We start from the raw sequence: 13,557 nt of genomic DNA, 5'->3' as shown, positions 1-13,557 counted from the left end.
GTCGAGTCGTATCTCGACTGAGTCGCGCTCTGCACTAAGAAAAAGAGAAACAAGGACCTGTAGGCCCGCAGCGTCGACTCGCTCCACATTCGAGGCGAGAATCACAAGCGAGCGATGATCTTGAAGCCACTGCTTAGATTCAGCAGCGACATTGAGCGCACTTGAGATATCAAGCGCATCAGGAAGTAGACAATCCTTTTTCATTGTTATTCTTATTTCCTAGCCACAAAACACTACGCACAAAGTTTTATATTGAGTTTAGGAAAGGTTCGTCATTTGGCAAATGTGACTTAACTTTTGATACAGCAAGTTGCCGTTAAATTTTTTGTCGTTGGAATAAAAACTATCGAAGATTTAGTGGGTTGCCGATGGAGGCTATTTGGAAAAAATTCTTATTTTCTACTGTGTTTTATTGACTGGTTCTTTAGTACTAGTTCGCAACCGCGTTGAAGGTAGGGTGTTATAGAATGAGATTTTACAGTGTAAATCGACTCGATTGTGTGGCCGTTTACACTGTAAATTTATCGTCTATTTTACAGTGTAAATTGGACTAGCCAGAACATTGAGATAACCAAGTTTCTATATCAAGCCGAAGCTGAGCTTCGACCTGCTTTTTACCAGGAAAACCTAATGCCAAGGCACACTCACTCCAGCTCTGTTTTTGCAACACCTTTCTTATCATCACATCGCTGAACGCCTCAAAACCATGTGTGAATGCAAAGCGATCGAGCAGTGGCGCACAACTGTCATAACTCGCCCCACCTTTTGCATAACCCAGCAGAAGCGCAGCCGTCCCAGTAGGGACAATGGAAGCATTAGTTTTTGGCGCCAAACTACGGACGACCTCAGTTTCAAGTTGGCGCAAACTGTCTGAGAGAGAATAGTGAAATTGCGTGGAGTAATGTTGTGCCACCTGTGCTAGCCACTCAGTATCGCCTTTGATCATAATGACCGAGTGTGTACCGCTGGCGCTGTCTCTTTGACTGCTCACTTTGATCGGTGCAAAACCAGCTTGGCGCCAAAACTTAACCAAATCAGCGGTGGCGCCAAAGCTGGTGGAGAGAAAGTCACACTCAATGCTCTCTTCAAGCTGTGCGAGTACCGCCAGCCCTACCCCTCGCCTTTGTAGATCGGGGTGAACCGCTATTCGCATGACACGCACGCTTTTTTGCTGCGCCGCTCGCTCAATACCAAATTGATTCGCTAAGGTGCTCGGCACCAATTGACCTTTGGGGCGTCGTTTACCGAGCACAATGTCTTGCACCAGCTCTGCGGGCATGTTGCCCTCATCGACGGTCAACACGCAGGCAATGCATGTCCCTGACTCAAACTGAGCATAAACGTTGACGCTGGGCTCATCGAGGATAAGCATCAAATCATTGGGTGACGTCTGATAATGGGCGTTGACCAACAGCGCAAAGCACTGGCGCAGCAACTCAGGTTTTGCCAACAGCTGCGCTTTGTCGATGCAGGTGACCGCTATCTCCGGCAACTGAACAGGCGCAGGTTCTAAATCGGCGTCTAAGGCAAACGTCGAAAAATGCCATGCTTCTAACGGATCGCCCGCGTTCCAACGAATCGGTTGTTGGAGATGAAGTTGTACCATCCCCGGTCTTGCCACTTTAAGCCAATCTAAAAACTTGAGCGTAAAGCCGCGTCCACATCCCTCATAGCCGTGAATGGTGGTCGAAAACACGACGCGATGATAGCGCTCTGTGATCTGTTTGAGCATGGAAATAGGAATCGCAGACGCTTCATCGACCCACAAAGCATCACAATCCGGGCGCTGGCGAAGTAACTCATCTGGCGCAATAAACGCCAGTTGACTCTCTTGGTAGTCTATACATGATTTGCTGACCGTGGCGCCCTCGAGTTGTGAGGCGGTGTGCTCAAACACTGCGCGTGTCGCGGCTAAACTCGGCGCACAGACAAGAAGACGTTTTCGAGAAGCCTTCATCAGCCTTGCCGCCGCGATGCCTAAGGCGCTGCTTTTTCCTCGACCTCGGTCTGCCGTTAGCACTAATGGGCGCTTTCTGTGGCCTTCCACCACGCGACAAATCGCTTCAATCGCGGAGTTTTGCTCGATAAACGGATCTTGAGTTTGTCCACTCGTCAGCGTGATGTTGGGGAGTGGTTTATCGGATGATAACCAATACAAGGATTGCATTGAGCGCAGCAACCACGTTTTCGATGAAGAAGCATCGATGCACTCGTCAAGCGTGAATATCACTACCCCGCCCCCTTTGACCGCACCGAGTGCCGCACTGACGCTGTTGGCATCGAAATCGTCGTTCACCGCGACCACTAAGAGCTCTATCTCTTGGCCCAGTAGCTGAGTGCCTTGCTTAGCCGCTAGATGACGAACGAGACGGTCATCTTGATTAAAGACAGTGTGACCGAGACAAACCGCCGATTGAGCGCCGCTCGCTGAAAGCGCAGCGGGCAATAGCGTTTGTTGCCATTGACCATCGCCTTCAATCACCACACCATAACGATGACGCATCAATTGGGCTTGTTGAAAAAGATCGCGAAAAAAGGACTCTATCAGATTCATAACACGTGGGTAACGGTGGACGATGGAGTGAGTATATCACTCTCGCTGTGCGCTGCGACATTCGCTCATCGTTTCTGCCCGCCGCCGCGCGCCAGCAATAAAAAAACCGCTCGAACAAGGAGCGGTTTTAGATGACGTTGATGGAGAAGTTACTGGAGCTTGGCTTGCAAGAAATCCAGAATATCTTGCATCAAAGCATCATCGACTTTCTTTAGGTTCAGCGACAAACTGGAACCTTTACGGCTGTAGCTCGCGCGGCCTTTGACCAGCTCGGTTTTCGCACTGCCACTGGATTTGCTTGGCGTCATCTCTTCAATCCAAGACTCTATCGTCTCAGAGACTTCTTTGGTAATGCGTGCAACCCCTTGGGCTTCACTGCGCTGCCACACAAATCCCTCTTCACACTGACACTTTTCAAGCAGCTTTGCACGGTTCTCATCACTGAGTGCATTGAACTGCTTGTGCAACTTCACAATGGTAGGTCGACCTAAATCCGCCACATTCGGGTACGCTTGCAGCAGCTCAAGTGGCAAATCAGCGGCTTTCAATGCTCCACTGACCAAGGCTTCACTGCACTGAAACATCTTCGCCAGCGCTTTCTGATCCTCTGCTTCACCGCTAGCGAGCTTTGCCTGCATCTCTTTGCCCTTCTCATACAGAGACAAAGGCTTGTGGGCGTTCGCCACATCGGATAAGAATTTTGCATGTTGGGTGTTGATGTCATCGGCAACATAGATCAAGAACTCTTTGTTGGACAAAATACACGACATGCGGCGACGGCTACCATCGAGGACTTCAATCTTGCCATCTTCACGCTTGCGACCGACTGCCGGGTACTGCTGGCCGCGCTCACGTAAAGTGACCAATACATCCGATAACGCATGCTCATTGAGGAAAGATTGCTCGCGGGCATTATCCGCAAAGACAACCGTCTGCGCTTCCACTTGATCGGCCGGAATACGCACCAACTCAAACTGCACTAACTCCTCACCCGCAACCGCTAACTCGATAAACTGCGCTTTATCTTTCGCTGCTTGCTGGGCTTCTTGTGGTGTCGTGACTTGGCGCTTATTCGCCTTGCCGAACAATCTTGCATTTAAGTCTGAAGTTTTAATTGCCATACTCTAGTTTACCCCTGATTCAGTGATGACCAGTGACCGTGCAACACGCGCTCAAGCTCCAGTGCACTCTTTTGTACCGCATCTTGCGCGGTCGCTAGGGTTTTCTTACCGCCTTCGAAATCGCCGGTTGTGAGGTCAAACACCGTGCTGTAGGTGTCCGCACAGGTTTCAAACGCGCGGCTACGCGGAATGGTGGCCATCATCACCTGATCGCCAAGCAAGTAGTTCATCTCAGTCAAAACAGAAACTTGCTTCTTGTTGTCATCTTCAAACATGGTGGGCATCAGACGCACGAACTCAAGCCCTTTCCAATCTTCTGGGAACATTTCATACACCGTCGGCAGGTGCTGGAAGAAATTGACCGTCGACGCCCAATCCAAGCGCTTCGCCGCACAAGGGATCAGCAACGCATTTGACGCGTACATGGCATTCCATACAAGGGGATCCACGTGCGGACCGGTATCAATCATGATGACATCAAAATCGTCAGCAATCTTATCAATCAGCTTTTCTTTCAGTAGTTTTACGATATCCAACGACTGATTCTGCGACAAGCTTTGCCACGCTTCTGCGTTAAACATCGCATCTTCTGGGAAGGCCGACACGGTTTTTAAATTCGGGTACTGCGTTGGTAGCATGACGTTTTTGCGCAAAAATGCCTTATCGACCTCAGTACCTTCAGGTACGTTATCGAGCATGATATCCACTGCAGAATAGATACTCTGGTGTTCACTGATGCTAATTTGTGGATTTAAAAATAGACGCAACGACCCTTGTGGATCTAAGTCAATCAAACAAATGCGGTAACGTTTGTCCAGATTGAGCGCTAAGCACGCCGCTAAGTGTACAGCGGTCATCGACTTACCGGTTCCGCCCTTTTGGTTCTGAACGTTAATGATCCACGGCTTATTCTCTGTGTTCTTTTTACGTTCATGAAACTTGGGGATGCCCGCCGCATCCATCAACATGTGCGCTTCTTGCAATGAAATGGAGTAGTGATTGGCGTTGTTTTTCGTAAATTGGTGACCGTCCGCTTCGAGCTTACTGATCGCATCATCTAGTTTGCGACGCGTTAGCCCTGAGCGGGTTTCCATCAGCGCTTTCGACATCGGAGGAAAATGTTCGTCACGACGTTCTTCTAATACGATCTCTATGCGGTCCGCTTGAACTTGAGCCGTCTGCTCCGCCAATTGGTAGAGACTCTCTATGGTTTGTTCTCTTTTCATTGCCAAAATCCGTTGTAAGTGACTAAAATAAATTGTACAGCATTTAATAAAACAAACAATAAAAAGGTGAACATTCACTTATGGATTAAAATCACATTAAATAAAAGAAATCGGAACAATTTGATGACTTCTTGCAATCTGATGTTATTTTCGTCAATAAGGTGAGAAAAATCGCCTAAAAATCTTAGCCACTTTGCTTCGCGTTCTAACCTCTCGTAAAAGTGTTACATCGTCACATATTTACATTGTAAACTACAAAAGCAAACCGAAAGATGAAGTAGGGCAGAAGTGTGGTGTTTTAATCCAACGAGTGCGTTCAAACCATTAATGCACCACAGCGTTCGCATTATTCACTTCTGACATACTCTGCACAGACAATCCCATCGCCTGTATCGGAACGATTAAGTTTTCCTCCTATTTTACGGAGCGTGTCATTTCAACCTTTACCGATCTAACCAAAACCTCACTCGCGTTGCGGTACGAAGCCATTTACGTGAGCAGAATGAGTGATAATAACTCTCGCAACATAATCATAATTCAACCCGATCCAGCGGTTGAGTATTCGAAACGATGATCAAGGGACATCACTTGATCATGCTTTCGCTCCAAATCGATGAAATTGGAACGATGATCAAGGCAACAACCCCTAAATTTCATCAATTGAACCTCGCGATCTTACATCGCAAATGATCGGATCAATGATCAAGTGAATTGATGCTTCGGAAGCATGTAAAATAGAGATTTATTTACGGACAAATGCAGATGGAATAAGAACTCATGCCAAAATAGCGGTGTTTAGCCAATAAATCAGATTGACAGGCACAGAATATGGGAAGAAACACGAATCGCTTGATCATGCTTTCGACCTATATCGTCATAGAAGCCGTTGAGAGCAAAGTTGGCCGAGATTGCCGTTCAAATGCGATGATGGACAATAAACGGTGGAAATCTGAGCGAAATAAGCGACACTGCTCAGAAACATCAGCAGAAATGGCGTTTCCTTGATCATGTTTTCGGCATCACAGAGCGCTCAGCACAACCAATAAACTGCCGCTTATTGACACTTAACGATGCGCTCTGTGGATAACGTGTGAGAGAGTGATGATCATGCTTCTGCCAGCCCAATGATCATTGATTCGGCAACCACATGATCATGGTTCTTGGATATTTTGATCATGCTTTCAATAACTTAATGATCATGCTTTCGTCTTTCACATGATCATGCTTTCCAAGTCAGAAAAAATAACGCGCCAATAAACAATGACTTAGAAGGAAACTAACGGCCAGATCATAAGATCATATAACCAATATAGATCAAATAAATCAAAAAGATCAGTTATTTAAAAACCTCTAATTTTTTCTTTATTTATGATCTTTTTTTCTTTATTCTTCAGGAACTATAGCGATATTACGGCTAGTGTGATACGGATCTAATCATGAGTTCTGACGAAAAAATACTGATCAAAGCCCCAAGAAGCCACAAGGATGGCCATTTATTTGAGGTGTCTGAAACGGCTGTTCACTGGATAGAACAATACCAACACTTCAAAGGGGTGACGAAAAGTATTGTCGAACTGCTCAATCTCATCTCACTGCGAGGATTCAGCAGCAAAGATGGTTTGGTTTCAACCACTGAGTTGATCGATGCAACAGATGGGCAAGTCACACGAGCAGCCATTCAGCAGCGATTACGCGCCGCAGTCAACATCGGCCTTTTTTTGCAGGTACCAGTCCGTTTTGAAGAAGGACTAGCGGGCAAAACCATGCTCCATCGCTTTGTTAACCCAAACCAGTTGATTTCCGTGTTGGGCGCCACCAGCTTGGTCACGGAATCGGTGAAACAAAGTGAGAAACAAAAACGCTCTAAGGCACTGGCTCAAACTCAAGTGAACAAACGCTTGCTCAATGAGCATGGCTTGAATATTCCCCCAGCAATGAAAGATGAGGCGGATCAGTTTGTGGTATCGCCTACCAACTGGGCGGGCATTATCGATCAAGCCTTAGCGCCGCCCAGAACGCGCAAACAGTACCAAAAAAGCATGGTGTCGATCTCAGGCACGCGCGCGGTGATCGAAACACGATCATCAAAGAACATCATGACGGTGGATGATCTGATGACGCTCTTCGCGCTGTTCACCTTAACCGTGCAATACCATGAGCACCACCAGCAACAATATCAACTCGATGCAACGCACGTGCCTAACAAAACGCCACTCTACATCACCGACATTTTGTCGCTGCGTGGCAAAAAAGACAGTGGCCCTGCACGAGACTCCATTCGTGACAGCATCGATAGAATCGAGTTTACCGACTTTCAGTTACACGAACTCACTGGCCGTTGGCTGAGCGAGAACATGCCAGAAGGCTTTAAGAGCGATCGTTTTCGTTTCTTGGCCCGAACCATTACCGCATCGGAAGAGGCACCTACAGAGGGCGCTGATGGCGAAATTCGCATTAAACCGAACCTCTACATCTTGGTTTGGGAGCCGTCGTTCTACGAAGAACTGCTCACACGTGACTATTTCTTCTTGTTCCCACCTGAAATTCTGAAGCAGCATACCTTGGTCTTCCAGCTGTACAGCTATTTCCGTAGCCGTATGGTTCGTCGACACACAGATCAAATGCTCTTAAGCGAGCTAAATCAAAAGCTTGCGCGCAACATTGAGTGGCGCCGTTTTTCAATGGATTTGATCCGAGAGCTGAAAAAACTCTCGGAAGGGAAGGGCAGTGACGATCTGTTTGTGGTCAATTTGTGGGGTTATCACTTAACGATCCGCACGATCGCGGAAGGCGACAAGATCAAAGATTACGAATTCGACATCAAATGCGATGCTGAAGAAGTGCTGCGTTATTCGCGTGCACGTACCACCAACGCAGGTAAGCGCAACATGGCACCGACGCTGCCCAACCCGCTACGTAATGAGATGGTCACACGCCAACAGCTTGATGAAATGTCACAAATCATCGATGGAGAATTCGAGCCTATCCAACGTAAAGAGCGCGCGGCAAAAGGCAAATTGGGCCGTCGGGTAAAACAGCGTAAGCACTTAGTTGAGATCAACGCCGATGAGATCACCATTACTCTCTCCAAATATACCTCTCCAGAGGCTCTAGAACGCTCTATAACGGCGTTAGCGGCGATGACAGGGCACTCCCATAACTCCATCCAAGAAGAGTGTCTGGAGCTCATTGACAAGCTTGATTACCTGCGGGTCGGTGAAGAGGTCATCCCATATGAGACTTTGAGTAAAATGGTCGAGTTGTACAACAGCCAAAGTGAAAACAAGCACTTGTCGATCGAACGCTTGATTGCCGGCCTCGCCGTGCGCCGAAAAGTGTGCAAACAAGTCCATGAAGGGCATCTCGATGAGACCGTATTCCGCGCATTAGATGAAGTGGCGGTGTAGTTTGCGACCTTGTCTGACAATTGGACACTATCACTACATTACCCTGACACTTTACTGACATAAAGCGCGCCGAGCTTGGCTATTATTTATCCCGAATAGACAACCTTTTGTCCTTTCTGATGAATGAGAGATAGGATTATCTCTGATAGATTGGCTCATATTGTTACATTCATTCTGAATATTTGGCGAGTTCGATGAACTCGCTATTTTTTTGCCTGTAGATCCTCTATTTCTCCTTTTACGCTGCTTTTCTTTAGCGCCCGCGCGACCTTCATCACCTTGATCATGCTTTCGGATCACAGTGCAAGATCACCGACATCCCTTGATCATTTTTCCCAAGATTGAAATCTCGGTACAGATACCGCTTCGCTTGAATCTTTTTGTTTGGATAAACCTTGGTCTCAGGATGGAGTCAGCCCGTTGTTACGCTTCGGGAGTGCGGAGAGTTGGCTGTGGCAGAGGGAGAGAGTAGGGCACACCTTAGAAAAAATGAGAGCTGGATCGCCTGACTTTTCTTAAGGGTAATCATTTAAATGTATCGCTAGTTTTTCTGCCCTGCAAAGGCTATTTATAAAATAATCGGTAAGAGTGTTCGAACTATTAGCGCAATCACATTCTGGCGCTAAAATTCTTAACAAGGGATAGGCGTATTTGCTACAGATTAGGCGTCCCTAGCATGGTTTGTTCGGAGGTTACTATGTCCATTAATTCTATTGACCATGATGAAATGACTCATATTGCCGGTAAGTGGGACTTCACGGAAGAAGTAGAAACAAAAGAGCCAACCAAGGCAGTCAAATCTGCCGAGGCACGTAGACGTATTGAAGCATTGAGAGAGATACGTGAAAGCGGCTTATCGATTGAAGAAGCGAAAGAACTTGGCTTACTTCATTAAGCAATCCCCTAATTAGTTAAGGGCGGCCATAGTGCCGCCCTTAGTTTTTCCAAAAGAGCGCTGTTTTTTTGATCTTGGCGGGTGAGCGAGGTGATTGAGACTCTACTTTGCTCGCTGGTGTGTGGTATATTCCCACTCCATATTTTTACAGAAACTGAGCGTGATTGATGTCGATTAACCTGTCGAACCTTCCTGCCGAAGAAAAAAACAAGGTTGAGCTTGATAAACAAGCGTCATTTTTGGTTTGGAAGCTCCGTGAGGCTAAAACTGGCCCAGATGAAGTGAATCAGCAAGCGGCCAAAATCAAAGATGAGAACGAGAAAGCGTTCTTCTTAGACTCTGTAGCCAAATATAAGCGAGTAATGGGCGTGTTGTGACCCCATTTCTCAGCAAGGCGAGAAATTGAAAAGCCCTCGCATTTTGCTAAAATCCTTCGCGTTAAATTGAAATTAGAGAGAACATCCCGATGGGAAGAAGTTTTGAAGTGCGCAAAGCCTCAATGGCGAAAACTGCAGGCGCAAAAATTAAAGTTTATTCCAAATACGGTAAAGAAATTTACGTGTGTGCAAAAAACGGCGGTTCAGACCCAGACATGAACCTGTCGCTTAAGCATCTGATTGCAAAAGCGAAAAAGGACCAAGTTCCTGCGCACGTGATCGATAAAGCGCTAGATAAAGCCAGCGGCGGTGGCGGTGAAGATTACCAACCTGCACGCTACGAAGGTTTCGGTCCGGGTGGCACGAGCGTTATCGTTGACTGTTTGACTGATAACGGCAATCGTACTTTCCAAGATGTTCGCCAGTGCTTTGTGAAAACAGGCGCGAAAATCGGTGTGGAAGGCTCAGTATCACACATGTTCGACCATCAAGCGGTGTTCCAGTTTAAAGGTGATGACGACGAGGTCATCCTAGAGACCTTGATGATGGAAGATGTGGACGTCACTGACGTAGAACTGGAAGATGGCGTGATCACAGTGTTCGCACCTCATACTGAGTTCTTTAAAACCAAAACGGCATTGAGCGCAGCGTTCCCAGACTTAGTTTTGGATGTTGAGGAAATCACTTTCGTACCGCAGACTCACACGCCAGTCAGTGGTGAGGATGCGGAGAAATTCCAAAAGTTTCTTGATATGCTTGATGATTGTGACGATGTTCAGCAGGTATACCACAACGCTGAATTGTCGTAATCGACGAGTAAGACGAATAGAGTAACAAAAACCGAGCTTGGCTCGGTTTTTTTATGGCTGTGAGTTGGTCTTTGGGCTGGCCAACCAGGCTGATAAGCGGCGAATTTGTGGCAGTACCGTGAGGTTCAAGACCAAAGCGCATGGCCACGCCAAGGTAAAGCCTCTCATCCAAGCGGCTGGCCAGGTGGCGTTAAAGCCCAAATTGTAGCCAGACAGCAGCCCAGACATGATAAACGCCATTGTGAAGGATGACAGTAGGGCTGAAATCCAAAATTGTTTACGACTCATTGTAGCTCCTCATTAAATGGTTGTTTTGGCTATTCTGCATGCGAGTGAGTAATGTGTCTAACCGGTTTACAGTGTAAACCTCGACGATTACGCGACACGCTTTCTATCGTGCGCTAACGCCGAAACCGCTTGAGGCAGCAGTGACATAATGATCATGCCCAGCATTAAGCTGTACTGAAAGGGAGTGAAGGACTCACCAAGCAGTATCATCCCTGAAACGATGCCTGCGATCGGATTGGCAATGCCGCCAAAAGTAAAATCGACCACAGTCATTCTTTGTAGCAGCCAGACATACATGGCGTAGCTAAACGCCGTATTCAGACCGACTACCCAGACTAACCCGAGTGCATTGCTCATTGAAAAATGCTCAATGACGGAGGCGTACTGCTCCGGGGACGAGACACTGTGGAGCAGCGCCGCTGCGGTGAGTACACCGCCCCCAATGAGTAATTGCCACGTCAGGACTTTCCACCAGTGGATGCGACTGCCCAAAGATTTGGTCAACGCGCTGCCTGTCACTATGCATAAAATCGCGCCCAGCATGGCGAGCAAGCCAACCGGATCAAGGACAATCGCACTGGGATCGAACAACCACCACGCAAGCATGATCAAGGATGCGCCGCAAACCGATTGCAGTAAGGTCGGTCTGATTTTATGAACGATCGCCGCGTAGCTCAGCGCAAACACAGGAACAGAGACCATGCCAACACCGGCAATTGCAGACGGCAATCGCAGTGCCATGACAAAAATCAAGCTGAAAAACAGCCCGATGTTGACCGTTCCTAGTAGAGCCAGTACTCGCCATTCACCTCTTTTGGGCCAGCTCGGTTTTATTGCAAGCAATAACAGCCCTGCCGGTAGCGCGCGCAATGCGCCAAGCAGCAAAGGCGGCCAGTCTGTAAGGGCGAACTGTGTCACGGCGTAAGTGGTACCCCAAAAAAACGCAGGGATCATGGCAAGCAATATATTCATTTAATTTATCTTTACGTTAAGATATTGGTCCGAACCATACGCCTATTCACCGTGCTTGTAAAGTATCTTTATGTTAAGGTAAATCCGCATGTCAGAATAATGGAGAGGCACCCCGGTGGATGTCATTGACACCTTGACCCAGCAGTGGTCGACAGAAAAACCGCATCTCGACACAGGGCCGATGGCCATGATGGGGCGGCTATTGCGCATTGCGAAGCAGATCGAAGCGGCGCTGGCTCAATTGCACAAGCAGTATGACTTGAAATTGGGAGAATTTGACGTCTTGGCCACCCTGCGCCGCAGTGGCGCGCCGTATCGTTTGACTCCTTCTGAGCTTATCAACGCGATGCTGCTGACCTCTGGGGCGATGACCAACCGTCTTGATAAACTCACAAGTAAAGGTTTGATCGTACGTATTCATAGTGAGCAAGATAGACGCAGCGTTGCGGTTGAGTTGACGGAGCGTGGGCGCACTGTGATTGATGCCTTGCTCGACGAGCACGTGGCCCTTCAGCATCGCCTTGTCGAAGGGTTGAACGTTTCGCAGCGTGAAGCGCTGACCGCTCTGCTTAAAGAGTGGCAGCTGCAACTGGAATCTTAGATGACGGACAACCAAAGAGTATGCTGATGCAATTAACCCCTGCCATCGCGCTTCATATTGTTGAGCGCGCCTCGTCCATCTTGCCTTATCCCGTCAATGTGATGGATGAATGTGGCATCGTCATTGGTTCGAGTGACGAGAGTCGTCTTCATCGCTCTCATAAAGGCGCCTTATTGGTACTGCAAGAGCAACGTGCGGTCGAAGTGGATAGTTCGATGGCCAAGGCGTTAGTGGGGGTTAGACAAGGGATCAATTTACCGATTCGTTATCGTGGACAAATGATTGGCGTAGTCGGCTTATCCGGAGAACCCCAAGAGGTACGCTATTACGCTGAGTTAGTCAAAATGACGGCGGAAATGGTCATTGAGCAAGCCGCTTTGGTGGCGGAACTGCAATGGGATAATCGCCATAGAGAGAAACTCCTGCAGCAATTACTAGGAGCGCCAAATGTTCAAGAAGGGCAATTGGCGACGATTGCCGAGCGGCTTACCATTGATTTACGTCAGCCACGTCTTGCATTGATCCTCAAAGTGAGCTCAACGGTGCCAACGCCTTTGTCGCTAGAGGCGATTCAAGCGCTCATTGCGGATTTAGAGCATACTCAGCGTGACGCCTTAATTGGCCTGATGCCTGATGCACCGGATGAGATTGTCTTGTTGGTGCCTGCGCAAGTTCAGGCTCAGCTCTGGGATAAATCTCGTGAGGAACATGCATGTTTGAGGCGATGGCAGACCATTGAGCAGTGCATCCAGCGCCATTGTGATAGCGGCTACTCCGCTCGGTTGACCGTTGGGCACTACTATCCAGGGCTAGATGGTCTCAAGCGCTCGTATCTCAGTGCTCAATCACTGCTGTTTATCGCCACTTCTGAGTCTCTGTCCATCCAGTTTTATCATCAACACACCTTGGCGGCATTGGTGGCGAGTTTACGACAATCGTCCTGGCATCAGCATCAGCTTGTAGAGCCGATTGAGCGTCTAATAGCCAAAGATCGTAAGGGCGTGCTGCTACATACGCTACGCACCTATTTTGAGCACAATGAGGATGCGATGAGCACGTGCCAAATGTTGGATATTCATAAAAATACGCTGCGCTACCGTCTAGAGAAAGTGGAAGCACTCACTGACAAACGACTTTCTTGCCTCGAAGATAAAGTGGCGCTTTACCTCGCGCTGCAAGCAAAAATTGTTTATTGACACAATAAACTAGCATTATTTTTCATCAATATTGTCAATACATCCAATTAAATGACGTTCAAGCCATTCTATACTGGTGATACTCATTTGTGCTTGGCGAAATAGGAAAAC

The 13,557-nt window shown here is 47.8% G+C and carries 13 protein-coding genes; 7 read left to right on the top strand and 6 right to left on the bottom strand.

What is annotated here, in order from left to right:
- The 4 genes from AC6R1O_RS16100 to AC6R1O_RS16085 form a co-directional block, all read right to left on the bottom strand.
- Positions 1-204, bottom strand: a 204-nt coding sequence (locus tag AC6R1O_RS16100) for an STAS domain-containing protein (RefSeq protein ID WP_500657389.1), incomplete at its 3' end; no start/stop codon positions are given.
- Between the two features lie 346 nt (positions 205-550).
- Positions 551-2,554 carry a tRNA(Met) cytidine acetyltransferase TmcA gene (locus tag AC6R1O_RS16095; protein WP_500657388.1) on the bottom strand — a complete coding sequence of 668 codons (2,004 nt, stop codon included), beginning with the start codon at positions 2,552-2,554 and terminating at the stop codon, positions 551-553.
- A 149-nt stretch (positions 2,555-2,703) separates the two neighbouring features.
- On the bottom strand, positions 2,704-3,675 hold the full coding sequence (locus AC6R1O_RS16090) for a ParB/RepB/Spo0J family partition protein (RefSeq protein ID WP_334553022.1): 972 nt from the start codon (positions 3,673-3,675) through the stop codon (positions 2,704-2,706).
- A gap of 8 nt (positions 3,676-3,683) precedes the next feature.
- Positions 3,684-4,901, bottom strand: coding sequence for a ParA family protein (locus AC6R1O_RS16085; protein WP_500657387.1), 1,218 nt, complete (start codon positions 4,899-4,901; stop codon positions 3,684-3,686).
- An 828-nt stretch (positions 4,902-5,729) separates the two neighbouring features.
- On the opposite strand from AC6R1O_RS16085, the gene AC6R1O_RS16080 reads away from it, so the two are divergent.
- The 5 genes from AC6R1O_RS16080 (at position 5,730) to AC6R1O_RS16060 (ending at position 10,389) form a co-directional block, all read left to right on the top strand.
- A complete protein-coding gene (locus AC6R1O_RS16080; RefSeq protein ID WP_500657386.1) occupies positions 5,730-5,906 on the top strand; it encodes a hypothetical protein in 177 nt (58 codons plus the stop codon).
- A 431-nt stretch (positions 5,907-6,337) separates the two neighbouring features.
- Positions 6,338-8,308, top strand: a complete 1,971-nt coding sequence (locus tag AC6R1O_RS16075) for a replication initiator protein RctB domain-containing protein (RefSeq protein WP_487902458.1) — start codon at positions 6,338-6,340, stop codon at positions 8,306-8,308.
- 697 nt (positions 8,309-9,005) lie between these two features.
- Positions 9,006-9,203, top strand: coding sequence for a PA3496 family putative envelope integrity protein (locus AC6R1O_RS16070; protein ID WP_334553016.1), 198 nt, complete (start codon positions 9,006-9,008; stop codon positions 9,201-9,203).
- Positions 9,204-9,370: 167 nt separating this feature from the next.
- Positions 9,371-9,580: a DUF3283 family protein gene (locus AC6R1O_RS16065; RefSeq protein ID WP_500627348.1), complete on the top strand. Its 210-nt coding sequence runs from the start codon at positions 9,371-9,373 to the stop codon at positions 9,578-9,580.
- 89 nt (positions 9,581-9,669) lie between these two features.
- A complete protein-coding gene (locus tag AC6R1O_RS16060; RefSeq protein ID WP_334553012.1) occupies positions 9,670-10,389 on the top strand; it encodes a YebC/PmpR family DNA-binding transcriptional regulator in 720 nt (239 codons plus the stop codon).
- A gap of 51 nt (positions 10,390-10,440) precedes the next feature.
- Here the strand turns inward: AC6R1O_RS16060 and AC6R1O_RS16055 are convergent, their stop codons facing one another.
- Both AC6R1O_RS16055 and AC6R1O_RS16050 read right to left on the bottom strand, forming a co-directional pair.
- Positions 10,441-10,677 carry a DUF2798 domain-containing protein gene (locus tag AC6R1O_RS16055; protein ID WP_500657385.1) on the bottom strand — a complete coding sequence of 79 codons (237 nt, stop codon included), beginning with the start codon at positions 10,675-10,677 and terminating at the stop codon, positions 10,441-10,443.
- 87 nt (positions 10,678-10,764) lie between these two features.
- Entirely contained in the window at positions 10,765-11,649 is an 885-nt protein-coding gene (locus tag AC6R1O_RS16050) for a DMT family transporter (RefSeq protein WP_500657384.1), read from the bottom strand.
- Between the two features lie 115 nt (positions 11,650-11,764).
- On the opposite strand from AC6R1O_RS16050, the gene AC6R1O_RS16045 reads away from it, so the two are divergent.
- Entirely contained in the window at positions 11,765-12,250 is a 486-nt protein-coding gene (locus AC6R1O_RS16045) for a MarR family winged helix-turn-helix transcriptional regulator (RefSeq protein WP_500632548.1), read from the top strand.
- A 26-nt stretch (positions 12,251-12,276) separates the two neighbouring features.
- Positions 12,277-13,446: a sugar diacid recognition domain-containing protein gene (locus AC6R1O_RS16040; RefSeq protein WP_500657383.1), complete on the top strand. Its 1,170-nt coding sequence runs from the start codon at positions 12,277-12,279 to the stop codon at positions 13,444-13,446.
- Positions 13,447-13,557 lie beyond the last annotated feature (111 nt).

It is taken from the genome of Vibrio sp. R11-SG3-ISO3-SZ, assembly GCF_059834345.1.
The sequence above is the reverse complement of the archived record's forward strand: the minus strand, read 5'-3'. Positions and strand labels throughout refer to the sequence as shown.

Excerpts from the sequence above, each read along its gene's own strand:
- AC6R1O_RS16085 (WP_500657387.1), bottom strand. The coding sequence starts at position 4,901 with ATGAAAAGAGAACAAACCATAGAGAGTCTCTACCAATTGGCGGAGCAG.
- AC6R1O_RS16075 (WP_487902458.1), top strand. The coding sequence starts at position 6,338 with ATGAGTTCTGACGAAAAAATACTGATCAAAGCCCCAAGAAGCCACAAG.
- AC6R1O_RS16055 (WP_500657385.1), bottom strand. The coding sequence starts at position 10,677 with ATGAGTCGTAAACAATTTTGGATTTCAGCCCTACTGTCATCCTTCACA.
- AC6R1O_RS16070 (WP_334553016.1), top strand. The coding sequence starts at position 9,006 with ATGTCCATTAATTCTATTGACCATGATGAAATGACTCATATTGCCGGT.
- AC6R1O_RS16040 (WP_500657383.1), top strand. The coding sequence starts at position 12,277 with ATGCAATTAACCCCTGCCATCGCGCTTCATATTGTTGAGCGCGCCTCG.
- AC6R1O_RS16050 (WP_500657384.1), bottom strand. The coding sequence starts at position 11,649 with ATGAATATATTGCTTGCCATGATCCCTGCGTTTTTTTGGGGTACCACT.
- AC6R1O_RS16090 (WP_334553022.1), bottom strand. The coding sequence starts at position 3,675 with ATGGCAATTAAAACTTCAGACTTAAATGCAAGATTGTTCGGCAAGGCG.
- AC6R1O_RS16080 (WP_500657386.1), top strand. The coding sequence starts at position 5,730 with ATGGGAAGAAACACGAATCGCTTGATCATGCTTTCGACCTATATCGTC.
- AC6R1O_RS16065 (WP_500627348.1), top strand. The coding sequence starts at position 9,371 with ATGTCGATTAACCTGTCGAACCTTCCTGCCGAAGAAAAAAACAAGGTT.
- AC6R1O_RS16060 (WP_334553012.1), top strand. The coding sequence starts at position 9,670 with ATGGGAAGAAGTTTTGAAGTGCGCAAAGCCTCAATGGCGAAAACTGCA.
- AC6R1O_RS16095 (WP_500657388.1), bottom strand. The coding sequence starts at position 2,554 with ATGAATCTGATAGAGTCCTTTTTTCGCGATCTTTTTCAACAAGCCCAA.